The organism is Phytohabitans kaempferiae (genome assembly GCF_042433955.1).
In the GTDB taxonomy this organism is placed as follows: Bacteria; Actinomycetota; Actinomycetes; order Mycobacteriales; family Micromonosporaceae; genus Phytohabitans; species Phytohabitans kaempferiae.
On record NZ_JBHLUH010000059.1, the window covers coordinates 80,589 to 95,865 of the forward strand.

The 15,277-nt window shown below is 71.0% G+C and carries 14 protein-coding genes; 9 read left to right on the forward strand and 5 right to left on the reverse strand.

The window, feature by feature from the left end; translation table 11 throughout:
* Positions 1-19: 19 nt before the first annotated feature.
* The 5 genes from ACFFIA_RS27505 (at position 20) to ACFFIA_RS27525 (ending at position 4,497) form a co-directional block, all read left to right on the forward strand.
* Positions 20-547, forward strand: coding sequence for a MauE/DoxX family redox-associated membrane protein (locus tag ACFFIA_RS27505; RefSeq protein ID WP_377255747.1), 528 nt, complete (start codon positions 20-22; stop codon positions 545-547).
* Positions 548-845: 298 nt separating this feature from the next.
* On the forward strand, positions 846-1,226 hold the full coding sequence (locus ACFFIA_RS27510; RefSeq protein ID WP_377255750.1) for a type II toxin-antitoxin system RelE/ParE family toxin: 381 nt from the start codon (positions 846-848) through the stop codon (positions 1,224-1,226).
* A gap of 18 nt (positions 1,227-1,244) precedes the next feature.
* Positions 1,245-1,502 carry a helix-turn-helix domain-containing protein gene (locus tag ACFFIA_RS27515; protein WP_377255753.1) on the forward strand — a complete coding sequence of 86 codons (258 nt, stop codon included), beginning with the start codon at positions 1,245-1,247 and terminating at the stop codon, positions 1,500-1,502.
* 551 nt (positions 1,503-2,053) lie between these two features.
* On the forward strand, positions 2,054-4,183 hold the full coding sequence (locus ACFFIA_RS27520) for a helicase-associated domain-containing protein (protein WP_377255756.1): 2,130 nt from the start codon (positions 2,054-2,056) through the stop codon (positions 4,181-4,183).
* Between the two features lie 182 nt (positions 4,184-4,365).
* Positions 4,366-4,497: a hypothetical protein gene (locus ACFFIA_RS27525; protein ID WP_377255758.1), complete on the forward strand. Its 132-nt coding sequence runs from the start codon at positions 4,366-4,368 to the stop codon at positions 4,495-4,497.
* Between the two features lie 75 nt (positions 4,498-4,572).
* On the opposite strand, the gene ACFFIA_RS27530 is transcribed toward ACFFIA_RS27525, so the two are convergent.
* Positions 4,573-4,881 (reverse strand): DUF2470 domain-containing protein, encoded by a 309-nt coding sequence (locus ACFFIA_RS27530; RefSeq protein ID WP_377255761.1) that lies wholly within the window; start codon positions 4,879-4,881, stop codon positions 4,573-4,575.
* Entirely contained in the window at positions 4,878-5,504 is a 627-nt protein-coding gene (locus ACFFIA_RS27535; protein WP_377255763.1) for a biliverdin-producing heme oxygenase, read from the reverse strand. Before ACFFIA_RS27535 ends, ACFFIA_RS27530 begins: the two co-directional genes overlap by 4 nt.
* A gap of 204 nt (positions 5,505-5,708) precedes the next feature.
* Between ACFFIA_RS27535 and ACFFIA_RS27540 the strand changes: the two genes are divergently transcribed.
* Positions 5,709-6,308: a dihydrofolate reductase family protein gene (locus ACFFIA_RS27540; RefSeq protein WP_377255765.1), complete on the forward strand. Its 600-nt coding sequence runs from the start codon at positions 5,709-5,711 to the stop codon at positions 6,306-6,308.
* Here ACFFIA_RS27540 and ACFFIA_RS27545 read toward each other — a convergent pair.
* Positions 6,274-6,807, reverse strand: coding sequence for a GNAT family N-acetyltransferase (locus ACFFIA_RS27545; protein WP_377255768.1), 534 nt, complete (start codon positions 6,805-6,807; stop codon positions 6,274-6,276). The two genes, ACFFIA_RS27540 and ACFFIA_RS27545, sit on opposite strands and share 35 nt — an antisense overlap.
* Before the next feature lie 30 nt (positions 6,808-6,837).
* Here ACFFIA_RS27545 and ACFFIA_RS27550 point away from each other — a divergent pair, with 30 nt between their 5' ends.
* Positions 6,838-8,040 (forward strand): cysteine desulfurase-like protein, encoded by a 1,203-nt coding sequence (locus ACFFIA_RS27550; RefSeq protein ID WP_377255771.1) that lies wholly within the window; start codon positions 6,838-6,840, stop codon positions 8,038-8,040.
* Here the strand turns inward: ACFFIA_RS27550 and metE are convergent.
* Positions 8,037-10,184 (reverse strand): 5-methyltetrahydropteroyltriglutamate--homocysteine S-methyltransferase, encoded by a 2,148-nt coding sequence (gene metE, locus ACFFIA_RS27555; protein WP_377255774.1) that lies wholly within the window; start codon positions 10,182-10,184, stop codon positions 8,037-8,039. The genes ACFFIA_RS27550 and metE overlap by 4 nt on opposite strands.
* A gap of 80 nt (positions 10,185-10,264) precedes the next feature.
* Between metE and ACFFIA_RS27560 the strand changes: the two genes are divergently transcribed.
* On the forward strand, positions 10,265-11,146 hold the full coding sequence (locus tag ACFFIA_RS27560) for a LysR family transcriptional regulator (RefSeq protein ID WP_377255777.1): 882 nt from the start codon (positions 10,265-10,267) through the stop codon (positions 11,144-11,146).
* Here the strand turns inward: ACFFIA_RS27560 and ACFFIA_RS27565 are convergent.
* Entirely contained in the window at positions 11,143-12,135 is a 993-nt protein-coding gene (locus ACFFIA_RS27565) for a class I mannose-6-phosphate isomerase (protein ID WP_377255780.1), read from the reverse strand. The genes ACFFIA_RS27560 and ACFFIA_RS27565 overlap by 4 nt on opposite strands.
* A 212-nt stretch (positions 12,136-12,347) precedes the next feature.
* Here ACFFIA_RS27565 and ACFFIA_RS27570 point away from each other — a divergent pair, with 212 nt between their 5' ends.
* A complete protein-coding gene (locus ACFFIA_RS27570) occupies positions 12,348-15,089 on the forward strand; it encodes a cellulose binding domain-containing protein (RefSeq protein ID WP_377255783.1) in 2,742 nt (913 codons plus the stop codon).
* Positions 15,090-15,277: the final 188 nt, after the last annotated feature.

Here is a 15,277-nt window from a genome sequence, read left to right on the forward strand (position 1 = left end):
CACGCCTGGAGTGACTCGCATGGAGTATGTCGTGGTTGGCCTGCGCAGCCTGATCGTGCTGGTGTTCGTGGTCTCGGCGGCGAGCAAGGTGCGCGGCCGACGAGCGTACGCCGAGTTCGTGACCGCCACCGGTCGACTGTCGCCCCGGCGGGTATCTGTCGCGACGGCCCGACGGCTGGCAACGGGCGTGGTAGCGGCCGAACTCGCGACGGTGATGCTGGTTCTGGTGCCGAGGACCGCAACGATGGGGTTCGCGGTCGCCGCCACGCTACTGCTGGCGTTCACCGGCGCGATCCTGCTCGCGCTGCGACGCGGTGAGCGAGCGCCCTGCCGGTGCTTCGGTTCCGCCGAACAGCCACTGGGGTACCCACAGGTGGCGCGCAACCTCCTGCTTCTCGCGGCCTGCACACTCGGCCTGGCCGGCGGGCAGCTCGTCGTCGCGTCACCCAGCCCGGGCGGTGCCCTGCTCGCGGTGGCCGCGGGAGCCCTCGCCGCAACGCTGGTGGCCGTCTTCGACGACCTTGTCGCGCTGTTCCGACCGCCCTGACTCCACCGGACGTCGCGACTGACCGCCTGGCGCGCCGGGCGTCCCCCCAGCGCCTCCACCTGCCGATCGGTTCAGGTCCCCCGGAAGGAACGCTCCGAGGTCTGCGCGATCTGGCCATCCCTACGGCCAACGGGTTACCAGCGACGGTCAGGACCGGTTTCGCATTCTGCCGCGTTCGGCCCACGGTTGCCCCTTGGGCTGCACGTTCGTTCCATCGATCGATCGCCATGCGAACCATCCATGACGGGGCGCGGGTGGGGTACGGCACGGGAAACCCAACTGCTATAGCATCGTTGCTATGGCCTGGGGTACCGTGGAGCTGGAGCCAGAAGTCGAGCGATGGTTGGAGGGCTTGTCGACCTCGCTGTTTGCGAGAGCGGCGTTCTACGTTGATCTGCTGGCGGATCAGGGCTCGCTGTTGGGCGAGCCCTATATCAGCGGCGACTTCCAAGGCAAGATCATGACCAAGCAGCTCGACGGGAAGCTGCGCGAACTGCGGTTCTATCTGGAGCGCGAAGCGGTGCGAATCTCGTACTGGATAGCCCCTGACCGTCGGATCATCTTGCTCAGGGTGTTTCGCAAGTCGCGGATGCGTGACGTGCGGGAGGTCGAGCGAGCGCGTCGTGCGCTGGCTAGGTGCATCGATGAGGCGCACAGCGCCGAGGAGGAAGTGGGCTAGGCGATGGGGGAGCGGCGGATGAGTGAGCCCGGTGCAGCAGAGGCGTACGACGCGACGCGGCTGGCGTTCGAACTCGGCCGCGAGGTGCGTGAGCTTCGTGAGCGTCGGGGATGGAGTCAGTCGGAGCTGGCGCGGGCGTCCGGGATGACCCAGTCGGCGGTGGCTCGATTCGAGGCGGGCGGTACCGTGCCGACCTTGCCGGTGCTGGAGCGTCTCGCGGCGGCGTTGGAGGTGGGGCTCAGCGTCAAGTTCGAACCGCGCGGCGCCGCCGCCTGAGCGAGATCTCATCGGACACCGCTCCGGCGCCGTGACCTGCTCAAACGTAGCGGCAGCGGATCACCGGCGACGGTCGTGGCCTGGTTCGCATGGTGATGTCTCCGGCCCACCCGAGACGGGTACCTTAAACGCAGACCGTACGACGAAAACGCCTGCTCAGGTAGCCTCTGAGGGTGATTCTTACGGCCCCGAAGGTGTGCCGACGCTCAAGCACGCCGGCGGTGAACACGTAGTCTCGCCTACCGGCTCGACGAGATGCAGCGTCGGTAGGCCGGATGCGGCCATGGGTAGGGTGCATCCGTGTCAGGACGGACGGAGGCGGCGTGGTCACTGCGGCTTGGTTGAGGCGCCTCGGTGAGGACGGGTTGACGGACCTGCTGCGGCGGCGGCCGGAGGCGTTGGCGGTACCGCAGCCGGTGTCGTTGGGCGAGCTGGCTGAGCGGTTGGCGACGCCGGCGGCGACGGTCGCCGCGTTGCGCCGGTTGGACCGTCCGACGTTGCAGGTCGCTGAGGCGTTGGCGGCACTCGGTGGCCGGGCTGAGCGGCCAGTCTTGGACCAGTTGCTGGGCGCCGGGACGGCCAGCGGGCGGGCGGACGTGACGCGTGCTCTGGACACGCTCCGGGCCAACGCGCTCGTGCTCGATGACGCCGCACCGCAACTCGTGCCCGCCGCCGCAGCGGCTTGGCCGCGTCCGCTCGGGCTGGGCGACCCGGTCGCGGCCGGCCTGGCGTACCGGACCGCCGATCAGCTCCGCACCATGGCCCGGAATCTGGGTATCAGGCCGGCTGGGCGCAAGGCCGACGTCCTTGATCAGGTGCTCGCCTGCCTCCGTGACGGCGAGCGGGTCCTCGCCCTCGTGGCTGGTGCTCCGGCCGGCGTTCGCGACATGCTGGAGAAAGCTGCGGCCGGCGGCGAGATCGAGCCGGAGTCCTTCTACTACAGCTCGTACGGCGGCCGTCCGCAAACACCGCAAGCGTGGGCGATCGCGCGCGGCCTGCTGGCGCGGACCTCTGAGTGGGGCGGCGAGCTGATCATGCCGGCCGAGGTCGCCCTGACGCTACGCGGCTCGGGGTACGCTGCACCGTTCGACTCCGTGCCGCCATCCGTCCGGCGGTCGGCGGCTGATCCGGCAACGACGGCGCGCGCGGCGGCCGCCGCTGGCGCCGCGATGGTCCGGCTGGTCGCTGATCTTCTGGAGGCGGCGGGCAAGAAGCCCGTGCCGACGCTGCGCACCGGCGGGATCGGCTTGCGCGAGCTGAAGCGGCTGGCGAAAGTGCTCGGCTGCGCCGAGCCGGAGCTGCGGCTGGGGTTGTCGGTCGCCGCGCACGCCGGGTTGCTGTCGCTCGGGGACGGGCAGGCAGCACCGACGGCCGACTACGACGGATGGCGAGGGCACGAGCCGGCCAATCAGCTTTCCACGCTGCTCCGTGCGTGGTGGCGATCGCCGTCCGCGCCGCTGGCTGCCTCTGGTGCGGTCACGCCTGACGAGGTTCATGCCGGCACCGTCGAACTACGTGCCGCCGTCATCGCCGCCGCGTCGGAGCAGGAAGCTGCGGCCATCAACGATCCTCGAGCCCTGGCGGACCTGGCCATCTGGCGGCAGCCGCTGGCGTTCGGCGATCCCGATACCGCACCGGACAAGGCCGTCGCCTGCTGGCAGGAAGCCGCTCTGCTGGGCGTGACCGGCGCGGGTGCGGTCACTGCGGCTGGCCACGCACTGCTCGGCGGTGCCGACGACCTGACCGCTGTGCTCGGCGATATCGGCACCACCCAGCACCACGCCCGGCTACAGGCCGACCTCACCGCCGTCGTCACCGGCAGCCCTGACGCCGCTTTGAGCGCGCTGCTCGACCTGGCCGCCGATCCCGAAACCCGCGGGGTCGCGCGCACGTGGCGGTTCAGCCCGGCCACCGTGCGGCGGGCGCTCGACGCCGGACACACAGCCAACAGCCTGCTCGACGCACTCGCTGACATCGCGACCGGCGAGCTGCCGCAGCCGCTGCGCTACCTCGTCGCCGACGTCGCCCGCCGACACGGCTCCGTGCGGGCCAGCACCGTAGCCTGCTGCCTGCGCAGTGAAGACACCGCCCTGCTGAACGAAATCGTCGCGGACCGCCGGCTGCGAGCCCTAGGACTGCGCCAGCTCGCCCCGACAGTGCTCGCCGCCGCTGCCCCGCTACAGGATGTCCTTCCCGCGCTCCGCGACGCCGGCTACGCACCGGTTGCCGAAGCCGACGACGGCACCCCGATCGTGGAACGGGCGATCGACCACCGCGCATCCACTAGCCCGCCCCGCCAGGCACGCGCCAAGAGCCCCGCAAAGCGCCGGACGGCCAAGCCGCGCCAGATAGCCGCCCGCCCTGAGGCTGCCGACCTTGTACGGAAGTTGCTCGCCGCTCCCGACGAGACGCTGATACCGCTCACACCGTCGCTGGAGGCGGTACGCCTGTCCGCGATCAATCTCACGACGAGCGAAGCGCGAATCCTGGCCCACGCGATCGACCACCGCCAATCAGTGACGATCAGCTACGTCAACCGGGACGGCAACCCCAGCAACCGCACCATCGACAACATCGAACTCACCGGCGGCTCACTACTGGCGTGGTGCCGACTCCGTGAAGACGAACGCTGGTTCAACCTCAAACGAATCTTGGCCGTCGAACCCGCCGACCCCGCGTGATCGACCTCTGCGGCCAACCGCCGTCCGCCGGCGCACACCAACTCACCTCGAAGGCAGGCCCAGACCGAAGGCACCCACAATCCGTTGGGCGCGTTAATGCGATAACCGAGGTCCAGGTACCTCTCATGACCCACCTGGCAGCGGCCGCCGCGGGTCTTCCCTAGGCCGCTCAGCGCAGGCAGATGCGGGTCACCACCAGCGCGGCCAACTACTACCGTGTCACCGTCCAGAGCCCGACTGCCGGCACACCGGCGCCGGTGGGCTCGGCGGTGAACGTCATCATTGGCAAACCCAAGCCGATCGGCGGTTTCTGAGTAGGAACGGTGGATGAGCCGGAGGCAGGCCCGCCTCCGGCTCACATCCGGGGTACGCGGGTCGGAGAAAGCTCCCTAACTGGCGTCGGGGCGGGGCTCGATGCCGAGGTGGGCGCACGCGTCGCGGTACATGCGGGCGGCCTCGCCGCGCACCTGCCGGCGCTCGGTCAGGCGCGTGCTGAACGGGACCCGCACCTGCACCGCCGAGCCGTCTACAGTGGCCAGAAAGTCCATGCCGTCGGCGTCCATGCCGGACATGGCGGCCGAGGTGGCGTCCGGCTGCCCGCCCAGGCCCCGCACGATCACGCGGCAGTCGTCTGCGTGGTCGCCATTCATGTGTCGCATGATCGCCTCGACCACGTCGGGCGTGAACGGCGCCGTCACGCGACCACCTTACCGAGGTCGTCGAGCATGGCGGTGTTGAGCTGGTACGCACGCGACACCTCGTCGAGGAACCGGTCCTGCTCGACGGCGTCCCACGGCGCCGAGTCGAGCAGTTGCCGATAGCGCTGCTTGAAGGCGCGCGGCTCCACGCCGGGAAACTCGTAGAAGCGCGTGCCGGGGCCGTCGAGCCCGTACTCGCGCTGGATGGCCCGCCGCATGACCTGCCCGCCGGAGAGGTCGCCGAGATAGCGCGTGTAGTGGTGCGCCACGAATCCGGCCGGCCAGGTGAACGCGACCTCGCGGAGCCGGGCGCGGTATTCGGAGGTGGGGCCGCTGGCGGCCACCTGCGCCGGCCAGTCGGGGCCGAGGAGGTGTGCGAGGTCGGCCACGAGAGCGGGGAGGCGGGCCAGCTCGTCGAAGACGAACGCGCCGGCGACCGGGTCGTCGCGCATCTCGTCGGCGGCTTCCTCGAGCGTCTCGTACACGAAGAAGAGCTGCGCGGTGAGCGCCGTGTATCCGGAGCGGTCGAGCCCTCCGCTCAGCAGCGCGTCGAAGTAGGCCATCCCCTGTGCCGCGGCGTGGTCCGAGCGGGTGAGCTCCCGTACCTTCAGCGCGAACCCCATGGACGTCACCCCTTCAGCCGACAAGAACTTAGGTTAGCCTAAGCTCCGCCGGTTTGCTTGGTGATCATCTGAACGGATGATCCGTAAGGTACCGCACACAGCGGTCTGAGCCGCCCCGAAAAAAATCTTGGTCGGTGTTGTCGAACCGCCGCCGCCACGTTCGACGCGTTGTCAGATGGAATCCTGACGACAAGGAGCGGAACGATGAGCAAGGTCACGGCGGGCGCGACGATGTCCCTCGACGGCTTCATCGCCGACGCCAACCACGGTGGCTTCGAGCAGCTGTTCGCCTGGTACGGCGCTGGCGACACCGAGCTTCCCAGCGGGCTGCCGGACATGCCGTTCAAGGTCTCGGCCGCAAGTGCGGAGCACATCCGCCAGACCAAGGAGCGGCTCGGGGTGCTCGTGGTCGGCCGGCGGCTCTACGACATGACCAACGCCTGGGGCGGGCGCCACCCCATGGACAAGACCACTGTGGTGCTGACCCACCAGCGCCCCGACGACCGGCCGGAAGACGACGACAACTTCGTCTTCGTCACCACCGGTATCGAGGACGCGGTGGCGAAGGCCAAGGAGATCGCCGGCGACAAGGACGTCGGCGTCAACGGTGGCGAGATCGCCCGCCAGTGCTTCGACGCCGGGCTGCTCGACGAGGTGCACGTCGACCTCGTGCCGGTCTTCCTCGGCTCGGGCATCCCGCTGCTGGGGCAGATCAGGGACGCCCCCGCGATGCTGGAGGGGCCGATCTCGGTGACCCAGGGGACCGGCGTCACGCACCTGAGCTATCGAGTGGTGCGGAAGTAGGCGCGCCGGTCAGGTCGCGCTGCATCAGCAGTGTGTCGACCCAGCGACCGTGCTTGTTTCCGACGCCGGCCAGCCGGCCGGCGTCGGAGAAGCCCAGCCGGCGGTGCAGCGCCGCGGAGGCGTCACTGCCCGTGTCCGCGATCACCGCGACGACCTGGCGTACGCCTGCCGCCACGCACGCGTCGAGCAGCGCGTCGAGCAGGGCGGCCCCCAACCCCTTGCCGGTGTACCCGGGCGCGAGGTAGATCGTGTCCTCGACGGTGTGCAGGTACGCGGGCTTGGGGCGCCACGGTCCGGCGTACGCGAAGCCGACCGGGCCGCCGCCCTCGTCCGCGACCAGAAACGGCAGCCCGCGCGCGGTGAGATCGGCCAGCTTGGCCCGCCACTGGTCCACGGTCAGCGGTGTGGTGTCGAAGGTGGCGACCGTGTGCTCGACGTAATGCCCGTAGATCCCAGCGACCGTGTCGAGATCGGCGGGCGTCGCGGAACGAATGTTCATAAGCAGATATTGCCGGGGGAGACTGGGGGCATGGCCTTCGACGTGAGTGTGGTCCGCGCCACCTACCCCGCCCTTTCCGACGGATACGCCTACCTCGACGGTGCCGCCGGCACACAGGTGCCCGAGGCGGTGATCGAGGCCATCGCCGGCGCGTACCGGCGGGGGATCGGCAACGTCGGCGGCGCCTTCCCCGCCAGCCACCGTTCGGACGGGATCGTCGCCGAGTGCCGGGCCGCGGTCGCCGACCTGGTCGGCGGGCGGCCGGAGGGCGTGATCCTCGGTCCGAACATGACCACGCTGACCTACCGGCTGGCGTACTCGCTGGCCAAGGAGTGGCGCGAGGGCGACGAGGTGGTGCTCTCCCGGCTCGACCACGACGCCAACGTGCGCCCCTGGGTCCAGGTCGCGGCCCGAGTCGGCGCGACGGTGCGCTGGGCCGAGGTCGACGTGGTGACCGGCGAGCTGGGCGTGGAGCAGTACGACGCGCTGATCGGCCCGCGCACGCGGCTGGTGGCGGTCACCGCGGCCAGCAACGTGCTGGGCACGCGCCCGGACGTGGCGGCGATCACCGCGAAGGCGCACGCCGCCGGCGCGGTCACCTACGTCGACGGCGTGCACGCCAGCGCGCACGGGCCCACCGACGCCGCCGCGCTCGGCGCCGACTTCTACGCCACCAGCGCGTACAAGTGGTCCGGCCCGCACATCGGCGCGGTGGTCGCCGACCCGGCCCGGCTCGACGCGCTGCTGCCGGACAAGCTCGCCTCCTCCGGTGACGAGGTGCCGGAGCGCTTCGAGACCGGCACCTCGCCCTTCGCCGACTTCGCCGGTGTGGTGGCGGCCGTCGACCACCTGGCCGGGCTCGACCCGACCGCCACCGGCACACGGCGGGAGCGCCTGCTCGCCTCGCTCGGCGCGGCCGAGGCGTACGAGCTGGAGCTCTTCGCCGTACTGCGGAAAGGGCTGGAGGCGATGCCGCACGTGACCGCCTACGGCCGGGCGCCGCGGCGCACCGCGACGGCGTACTTCACCGTCGCGGGGCGCACACCGCAGGAGGTCGCCACGCACCTCGCCGGGCGGCGGGTGAACGTGTGGGACGGGCACAACTACGCCTGGGAGGTCACCGCGGCGCTCGGCATCCGCGACGCGGGCAGCGCGGTGCGGGCCGGGCTGGTCCACTACAACGACCGTTCCGACGTCGACCGCCTGCTGGAGGGCGTGGCCGAGCTGGGCTAGGGCCGGCGTTCCCGCGCGGCGGCCACCAGGTTGGCCAGGGCCGCCTCCACCTGCGGATACGTGCGGGTCTTCAGGCCGCAGTCGGGGTTGACCCACACGCGTTCCACAGGCACCACCTTGAGTACGGCGTCGAGCAGGTCACCGACCTCCTCGGCGCCGGGCACTCGGGGCGAGTGGATGTCGTACACGCCAGGGCCGAGCCCGCGGCCGAAGCCGTCCAGCTCGCGGAGGATGCGCCCGCCCGATCGGGCCGACTCGATCGTGGTCACGTCGGCGTCAAGCCCGTCGATCGCGGTGATCACCTCGCTGGCGTTGGAGTAGCACAGGTGAGTGTGGATCTGCGTGTGGTCGCCCGCGCTGGAGGTGGCGTGCCGGTACGCCGCGACCGCCCACTGTAGATACTCGTCCTGCCGCTCGCGGCGCAGCGGCAGCAGCTCGCGCAGCGCCGGCTCGTCCACCTGGATGATCGACGTACCGGCGGCCGCCAGGTCGCGCACCTCCTCGCGGACCGCGTCGGCGACCTGGCCCACCACCTCGCGCAGCGGGATGTCCCGGCGCGTGAACGACCACGCCACGATCGTCACCGGCCCGGTGAGCATGCCCTTGACCGGCCGGTCGGTGAGCGACTGGGCGTACCGGGTCCAGCGCACCGTGATCGGGGCCGGGCGGCCGACGTCGCCGTGGATGATCGGCGGGCGGGTACACCGGGAGCCGTACGACTGCACCCAGCCGTGTCGCGTGGTGGCGAAGCCGTCGAGGTGCTCGGCGAAGTACTGCACCATGTCGTTGCGTTCCGGCTCGCCGTGTACGAGCACGTCGATGCCGAGCCGTTCCTGGAGCCGGATCACCCGCTCGATCTCCGCCTCGATCAGCCGCTCGTACGCCGGTTCGTCCAGCGTGCCGGCGGCCAGCGCGGCCCGGGCGGCGCGCAGCTCCCCGGTCTGCGGAAACGAGCCGATCGTGGTCACCGGCAGCTCCGGCAGTCCAAGGTGGACGGCCTGGGAGGCGGCCCGCTCCGGGTACGGCGCCCGGCTGTCCGAAGTGGACTCCGTCGCGGCGGCCACGTCTTCGGAGACCGGCGCGCGGCCGCGATCGCCCCGGGCCAGCCGGTCGGCGAGCGCCACCACCTCGGCCACCTTCTGGTCGGCGAAGGCGAGCCGCGCACGCAGCGCCGGGTCGAGGTCGGTCTCCGCGTCGAGGTCGTACGGCACGTGCAGCAGCGAGCAGGAGGTGCTCACCACCACATCGGGGTAGCGGCGGAGCTCGTGCAGCGCGGCCTCCTGGTCGGTGCGCCACACGTCCCGCCCGGAGACGACGCCGGCCACCAGCGTCTTGCCGCGCAGCGCCGCCGGGTCGACCGGCCCGCCGCGAACCAGGTCGACGCCGATCGCCTCGACGCCGGTGGCGGCGAGGGCCGGGAGCGCGTCGCCCAGCTCGCCGAAGTACGAGGCCACGAGCAGCTTCGGCCGGTCGGAGAGCGCGCCCAGCCGGTCGTACGCCCGCCGCGCCTCGGCCACGCCCGCGCCGGTGGCCAGCGCCGGCTCGTCGAGCTGGACCCACTCCACGCCCTCGGCGCGCAGCGCGGCGAGCAGGTCGGCGTACGCGGCCAGCGCGTCGTCGAGCCGGTGCAGCGGGGAAGGGCCGCCCGGAGAGGGCTCGGACAGGAGCAGGAACGTCACCGGACCCACCACCACCGGCCTGGTGGCGTAGCCGAGCGCCCGCGCCTCGCGTACCTCCCGGATGGGCTTGTCGCCGGCGAGCCGCAGCGGCGTATCGGCGCCGATCTCCGGTACCAGGTAGTGGTAGTTGGTGTCGAACCACTTGGTCATCCGCAGCGGTGGGAGCCCGTCGGCGCCCCGGGCCATCGCCGTGTACGGGTCGGCGGCCGCCCGGTAGCGCTCCGGCACCGCGTCCAGCAGCACGGCGGTGTCGAGCACCTGGTCGTACTCGGAAAAGGTGTTGGAGGGCAGCGAGCCCAGCCCGAGCGCGGCGAGCCGGCGCCAGGTGGCGGCGCGCAGGTCGGCGCCGACCTGGTCGAGTTCGGCGCGGCCGAGCCGCCCGTCCCAGTACGCCTCCAGCGCCCGCTTCAGCTCGCGGCGCGGCCCGATCCGTGGATACCCGAGGATTGTCGAATGCGTCAGCACGTAGCGGATCGTGCCCGTGGCGCGGGGTCCGCGGGCGGTCTATAGCCGCTGCTTATCGATCTTCTGGCCATACTGGGAGTGTGGATCCGGGGCCGCCGCAACGTGAGGTCGCCTGCTTCGTGCGGGTGGCCGAGCACCTGAGCTTCTCCCGGGCCGCGGCGGCGCTGGGCATGACCCAGCCGGCGGTCAGCCAGGCGGTCGCCCGCCTGGAGCGTTCGCTCGGTGTCCGCCTCTTCGACCGCACCAGCCGCGAGGTGGCGCTCTCCGACGCGGGCAAGGTGCTGCTGCCGTACGCGGAGGCGATGCTGGAGCACGCCGCCGCCTTCTCCGCCGAGGCGGCCCGGCTGGCCGAGCCGGCCGGGCGTCCCATCAGGCTGGCTTATTGCCCGCTCGTCGGCGCGCTCGCAGCCCGTGTCGTGCGCCGCCTCGCCGACCGCTCGCCCTCGATCGACGTGGAGCTGCGCCGGGCCGGCTGGGGCGCGGCGACCGCCGATCTCTCGCGGGGCGGGGCGGCCGCGGCGTTCATGAGCACGCCGTTTCCGGCCGGTGTGGCGATGACCGCGCGCTTCCACGTACCCCTGACGCATGTGGCCGTGCCGGCGCGGAGCCGGCTGGCGACCGCGACCCGGCTCGCGCTGGAGCAGTTGCCCGCGGTGCTCCTGCCGCGCGTACGGCCGCCGGGCAGCGTGTGGCACGCGCTCGCGCCGCGCCTGCGGTCGCCCGCCGTCGTGGGCGATCTCGACGACCTTCCGGCGGCGCTCGACCTGGTCGCCGCCGGACGCGGGCTGCTGGCCGCGCCACACCTGCTCGTGGAGACGGTACGCCGGCCGGACATCCGTTTCGTCCCGATCGACGCCGGGGACCTCCGGATGACGTACGGCCTGGTATGGGCGCCGGACCGGGCGTCGGCCGAGCTGATGGCGCTGGTGCAGGCGGCTCGCCAGATCCTCCGTGTGCCCTAGCTGGCGGGCTTGCAGCGGACGGCCTGGACCGCTCCGCGGAGCGCGCACCTACCGGCGCCGTGCGGGATCACGGCCGTGTCACCGGCGCGGACCGCGCGTGACCCCTCGTGCTCCGACTGGAGCGTGCCCTCGCCGGAGGTGACCACGACGACCGAGAACGCCGGTTCGAGCGCGCTCACCGGATCCGGGCAGAGCCGCTCGGCGGCGAAGAACTCGTCGGCGCGTTCCGGAAAGAGCCGCCGCACGCCGGGCCGGTCGGTGGAGCGTTCGCCGCGCAGCCCGGCGAGGCGGTCGGGCGTCCACGCCTGGCGGTCGACGCAGGCGAGCGCGACGTCGTAGCCGAGGCCGAGGTGGCCGCCGGTGGAGTAGCCCTCCCGTTCGAGCAGCACCGTCAGGTCGGTCGGCTCCTGCACCTCGACCAGGAAGACGCCGGAGCCGATCGCGTGCGGTACGCCGGCCGGGCAGACCACCGCGTCGCCGGCGCGTACCGGCACCTGGTTGGTCGCCGCCAGCATCTCGTCGATCCGCTGCTCCGCGACCCAGCCGGCCAGCTCATCCGGCCCGACGTCGCGGGCGAACCCGAGGTGTACGACCGCGTCCGGCTCGGCGTGGACGATGACCCACGCCTCGGTCTTGCCGTACGGCGAGGCGAGGTGCGCGTTGGCGAAGCGGCGGCCGGGATGTACGTGCAGCGGCAGCCGCTGGCCGGCGTCGAGCAGCTTGACCAGGATCGTGGCGTCGGCGCCGTGGCGGGCCACGTGCTCCGGGCCGAGCCACCACTCCGGCAGCTCGGCGATCGCGTCGGCGAGCATCTGCCCGCCCGGCAGCCGGGTCATGCCGAGCGGCGCCTGCTGGTGGCGGCTGGTGGTGGAGGCGACCCAGTCCTCGGGATAGTACGGGTCGTCGGGCGTGGCGATGCCCCGGAAGCGGTGGATCCGTCCGGCGCCCCGGTAGTACGAGCGGGGCGTGTTCGCGGGTAGCAGCTCCATGCGCCGTTCCTCGCCTCCCAGCTACCTTAGTTGGCACGTTAAACTATTGACAGCCATCTGTCGCTTGTGTGAATCTCTGCGACGAGCCGGCGGAAGCCTGGGCAGCTTCCTTCCTGACCGTCGCACGCACCTTTCTCCGCATCTTCCCGCGGACCCCGGCGTGCGGGTGTCGCTTGTCCAGGAAAGCGCTTGCTTCAGTCTAGGAGCTGTACATGCGAAGAAGCATTGCCGGCGCCCTCGCCTCGGTCCTCGCCGCCGGCTTGGTGGCCGTCGTGACCCAGGTGGCCGTGAGCACCTCGACGCCCGCGTCGGCCGCCGCCTCCGACCCGTACAACTGGAAGAACGTGCGGATCGACGGCGGCGGGTTCGTGCCGGGCATCATCTTCAACCCGACCGAGCGCAACCTCATCTACGCGCGCACCGACATCGGTGGTGCCTACCGGTGGGACCAGGCGGGCCAGTCCTGGATTCCGCTGCTCGACTGGGTCGGCTGGGACAGGTGGGGATACAACGGCGTGGTCAGCCTCGCGACCGACCCGGTGCAGACAAACCGGGTCTACGTGGCCGCGGGCATGTACACGAACGACTGGGACCCCAACAACGGCGCGATCCTGCGCTCCTCCGACAAGGGCAACACCTGGCAGACCAGCGCGCTCCCCTTCAAGCTCGGCGGCAACATGCCCGGGCGCGGCATGGGCGAGCGGCTGGCGGTCGACCCCAACCGCAACAGCATCCTGTACCTCGGCGCGCCCAGCGGGAACGGCCTTTGGCGCAGCACCGACTACGGCGCGACCTGGGCGAAGGTCACCAACTTCCCCAACGTCGGCAACTACGTGGCCACGCCAGGCGACGCCTACCTCGGCGACAACCAGGGCATCGTCTGGGTGACTTTCGACAAGCGCTCGGGCACCTCGGGCAACGCCACGCAGACCATCTACGTCGGCGTCGCGGACAAGCAGAACACGGTCTACCGCACGACCAACGGTGGTACGACCTGGGAGCGGGTCGCGGGGCAGCCCACCGGGTACCTCGCGCACAAGGGCGTGCTGGACACGACCGGCGGCTTCCTTTACATCGCGACGAGCGACACCGGCGGCCCGTACGACGGCGGCAAGGGCGACGTGTGGAAGTACAACACCGCGACCGGCGCGTGGACGCAGATCAGCCCGATCCCGTCGAGCAGCTCCGACGCCTACTTCGGGTACAGCGGCCTCACGATCGACCGAACCAACCCAAACACCATCATGGTCGCCACGCAGATCTCCTGGTGGCCGGACGCGATCTTCTTCCGTAGCACCGACGGTGGCGCGACGTGGACGCGGATCTGGGACTGGACGTCGTACCCCAACCGCTCCAAGCGGTACACGATGGACATCTCGTCGGTGCCGTGGCTCTCGCTCGGGGCGAACCCGCAGCCGCCGGAGGAGACCCCGAAGCTGGGCTGGATGAACGAGTCGGTCGAGATCGACCCGTTCGACGGCAACCGCTTCATGTACGGCACCGGCGCCACCATCTACGGCGCCACCAACCTGAAGAACTGGGACACCGGCGGCACCGTCACCATCCGCCCCATGATCAAGGGCCTGGAGGAGACCGCGGTGCTCGACCTGATCAGCCCGCCTTCCGGCGGATCCAACCTGATCAGCGGCCTCGGTGACATCGGCGGCTTCCGGCACACCAACCTCGACGCCGTACCGCCGATGATGTTCCAGCAGCCGTACTTCACCAGCACCACCAGCCTCGACTTCGCCGAGACCAACCCGAGTGTGATGGTGCGGTCCGGCAACTTCACCGACTCCGACCGCCCCAACGACAGCCACGTGGCGTTCTCGACCGACGGCGGGGCCAACTGGTTCCAGGGCACCGAGCCGGGCGGGATCAACTCCGGCGGTACGGTCGCGGCGGCGGCGAACGGCAGCCGGTTCGTGTGGGCGCCGGGCGACGCCGGCATCCAGGTGCACTACACGGTCGGTTACGGCAACAGCTGGTCCGCCTCGTCGGGCATCCCGGCCAACGCGGTGGTCGAGTCCGATCGAGTCAACGCCAACAAGTTCTACGGTGTCAGCAACGGCACGTTCTACGTGAGCACCAACGGTGGGCAGTCCTTCACCGCGGCGGCGACCGGGCTGCCCACGACCGGCGTGAAGTTCAAGGCGGTGCCGGGGCGAGAGGGCGACATCTGGCTGGCCGGGAGCACCGGGCTCTTCCGCTCCACCAATTCGGGGACGAGCTTCACCAAGATTTCGAACGTCACCGAGGCGGTCAATGTCGCGTTCGGGCGGGCCGCGCCCGGCCAGTCGTACCAGGCGATCTTCCTGGTCGGCACCGTCGACGGGGTCAAGGGCGTCTACCGCTCCGACAACACCGCCGGCACCTGGCTGCGGATCAACGACAACGCCCACCAGTACGGCAACATGGGCGAGGCGCTCGCCGGCGACCCGCGCATCTACGGGCGTGTGTACCTGGGCACCAACGGGCGGGGCATCCTGTACGCCGACCGCACCGGTGGGACGCCGACCACTCCGCCTACGACGCCGCCCACCACGCCACCGACCACCCCGCCCACCACGCCTCCCACGACGCCGCCGACCACGCCTCCCACGACGCCCCCGACCTCCGGGCCCCCCACGGGCAGCGGCTGCGCGGTGACGTACGCGATCACGGGTCAGTGGGGCGGCGGCTTCCAGGGTGATGTGCGCATCCAGAACACCGGCTCGCAGGCGGTCAACGGCTGGAACCTGGTGTGGTCGTTCGCCAACGGTCAGCAGATCTCGCAGATCTGGGGCGCGACGCGTACCCAGAGTGGAGCGACGGTGACCGCGCGGAACGAGGCCTGGAACGGGACGATCGCGCCCAACGCGGCCGTCACGTTCGGTTTCATCGCCAGTTGGACCGGCACGAATGCCAGGCCGACGGCGTTCACCCTCAACGGCTCGCCCTGTTCGGTGAGCTGACCGGGACGTGGGCGCTTGCCGCGGGTTACGTCCCCTTCAGCCCACGGCAAGCGCCCACCTTTAGACCAAAGTCGACGTTCGCGGCGACCAGAGGCTGACGCGCGTGCGCCCCGCGACTGGGCAGGCTGGGCGCATGAGTTGCCCTGTGTCAAGCCATAGCTTGTTGATCTTGGTTGAGGAGGCGTTGG

Coding starts and splice junctions, on each gene's coding strand:
- ACFFIA_RS27515 (WP_377255753.1), top strand. CDS start 1,245: ATGAGTGAGCCCGGTGCAGCAGAGGCGTACGACGCGACGCGGCTGGCG.
- ACFFIA_RS27535 (WP_377255763.1), bottom strand. CDS start 5,504: ATGGGGTTCGCGCTGAAGGTACGGGAGCTCACCCGCTCGGACCACGCC.
- ACFFIA_RS27565 (WP_377255780.1), bottom strand. CDS start 12,135: ATGGAGCTGCTACCCGCGAACACGCCCCGCTCGTACTACCGGGGCGCC.
- ACFFIA_RS27510 (WP_377255750.1), top strand. CDS start 846: ATGGCCTGGGGTACCGTGGAGCTGGAGCCAGAAGTCGAGCGATGGTTG.
- ACFFIA_RS27570 (WP_377255783.1), top strand. CDS start 12,348: ATGCGAAGAAGCATTGCCGGCGCCCTCGCCTCGGTCCTCGCCGCCGGC.
- ACFFIA_RS27505 (WP_377255747.1), top strand. CDS start 20: ATGGAGTATGTCGTGGTTGGCCTGCGCAGCCTGATCGTGCTGGTGTTC.
- ACFFIA_RS27540 (WP_377255765.1), top strand. CDS start 5,709: ATGAGCAAGGTCACGGCGGGCGCGACGATGTCCCTCGACGGCTTCATC.
- ACFFIA_RS27550 (WP_377255771.1), top strand. CDS start 6,838: ATGGCCTTCGACGTGAGTGTGGTCCGCGCCACCTACCCCGCCCTTTCC.
- ACFFIA_RS27545 (WP_377255768.1), bottom strand. CDS start 6,807: ATGAACATTCGTTCCGCGACGCCCGCCGATCTCGACACGGTCGCTGGG.
- ACFFIA_RS27525 (WP_377255758.1), top strand. CDS start 4,366: ATGCGGGTCACCACCAGCGCGGCCAACTACTACCGTGTCACCGTCCAG.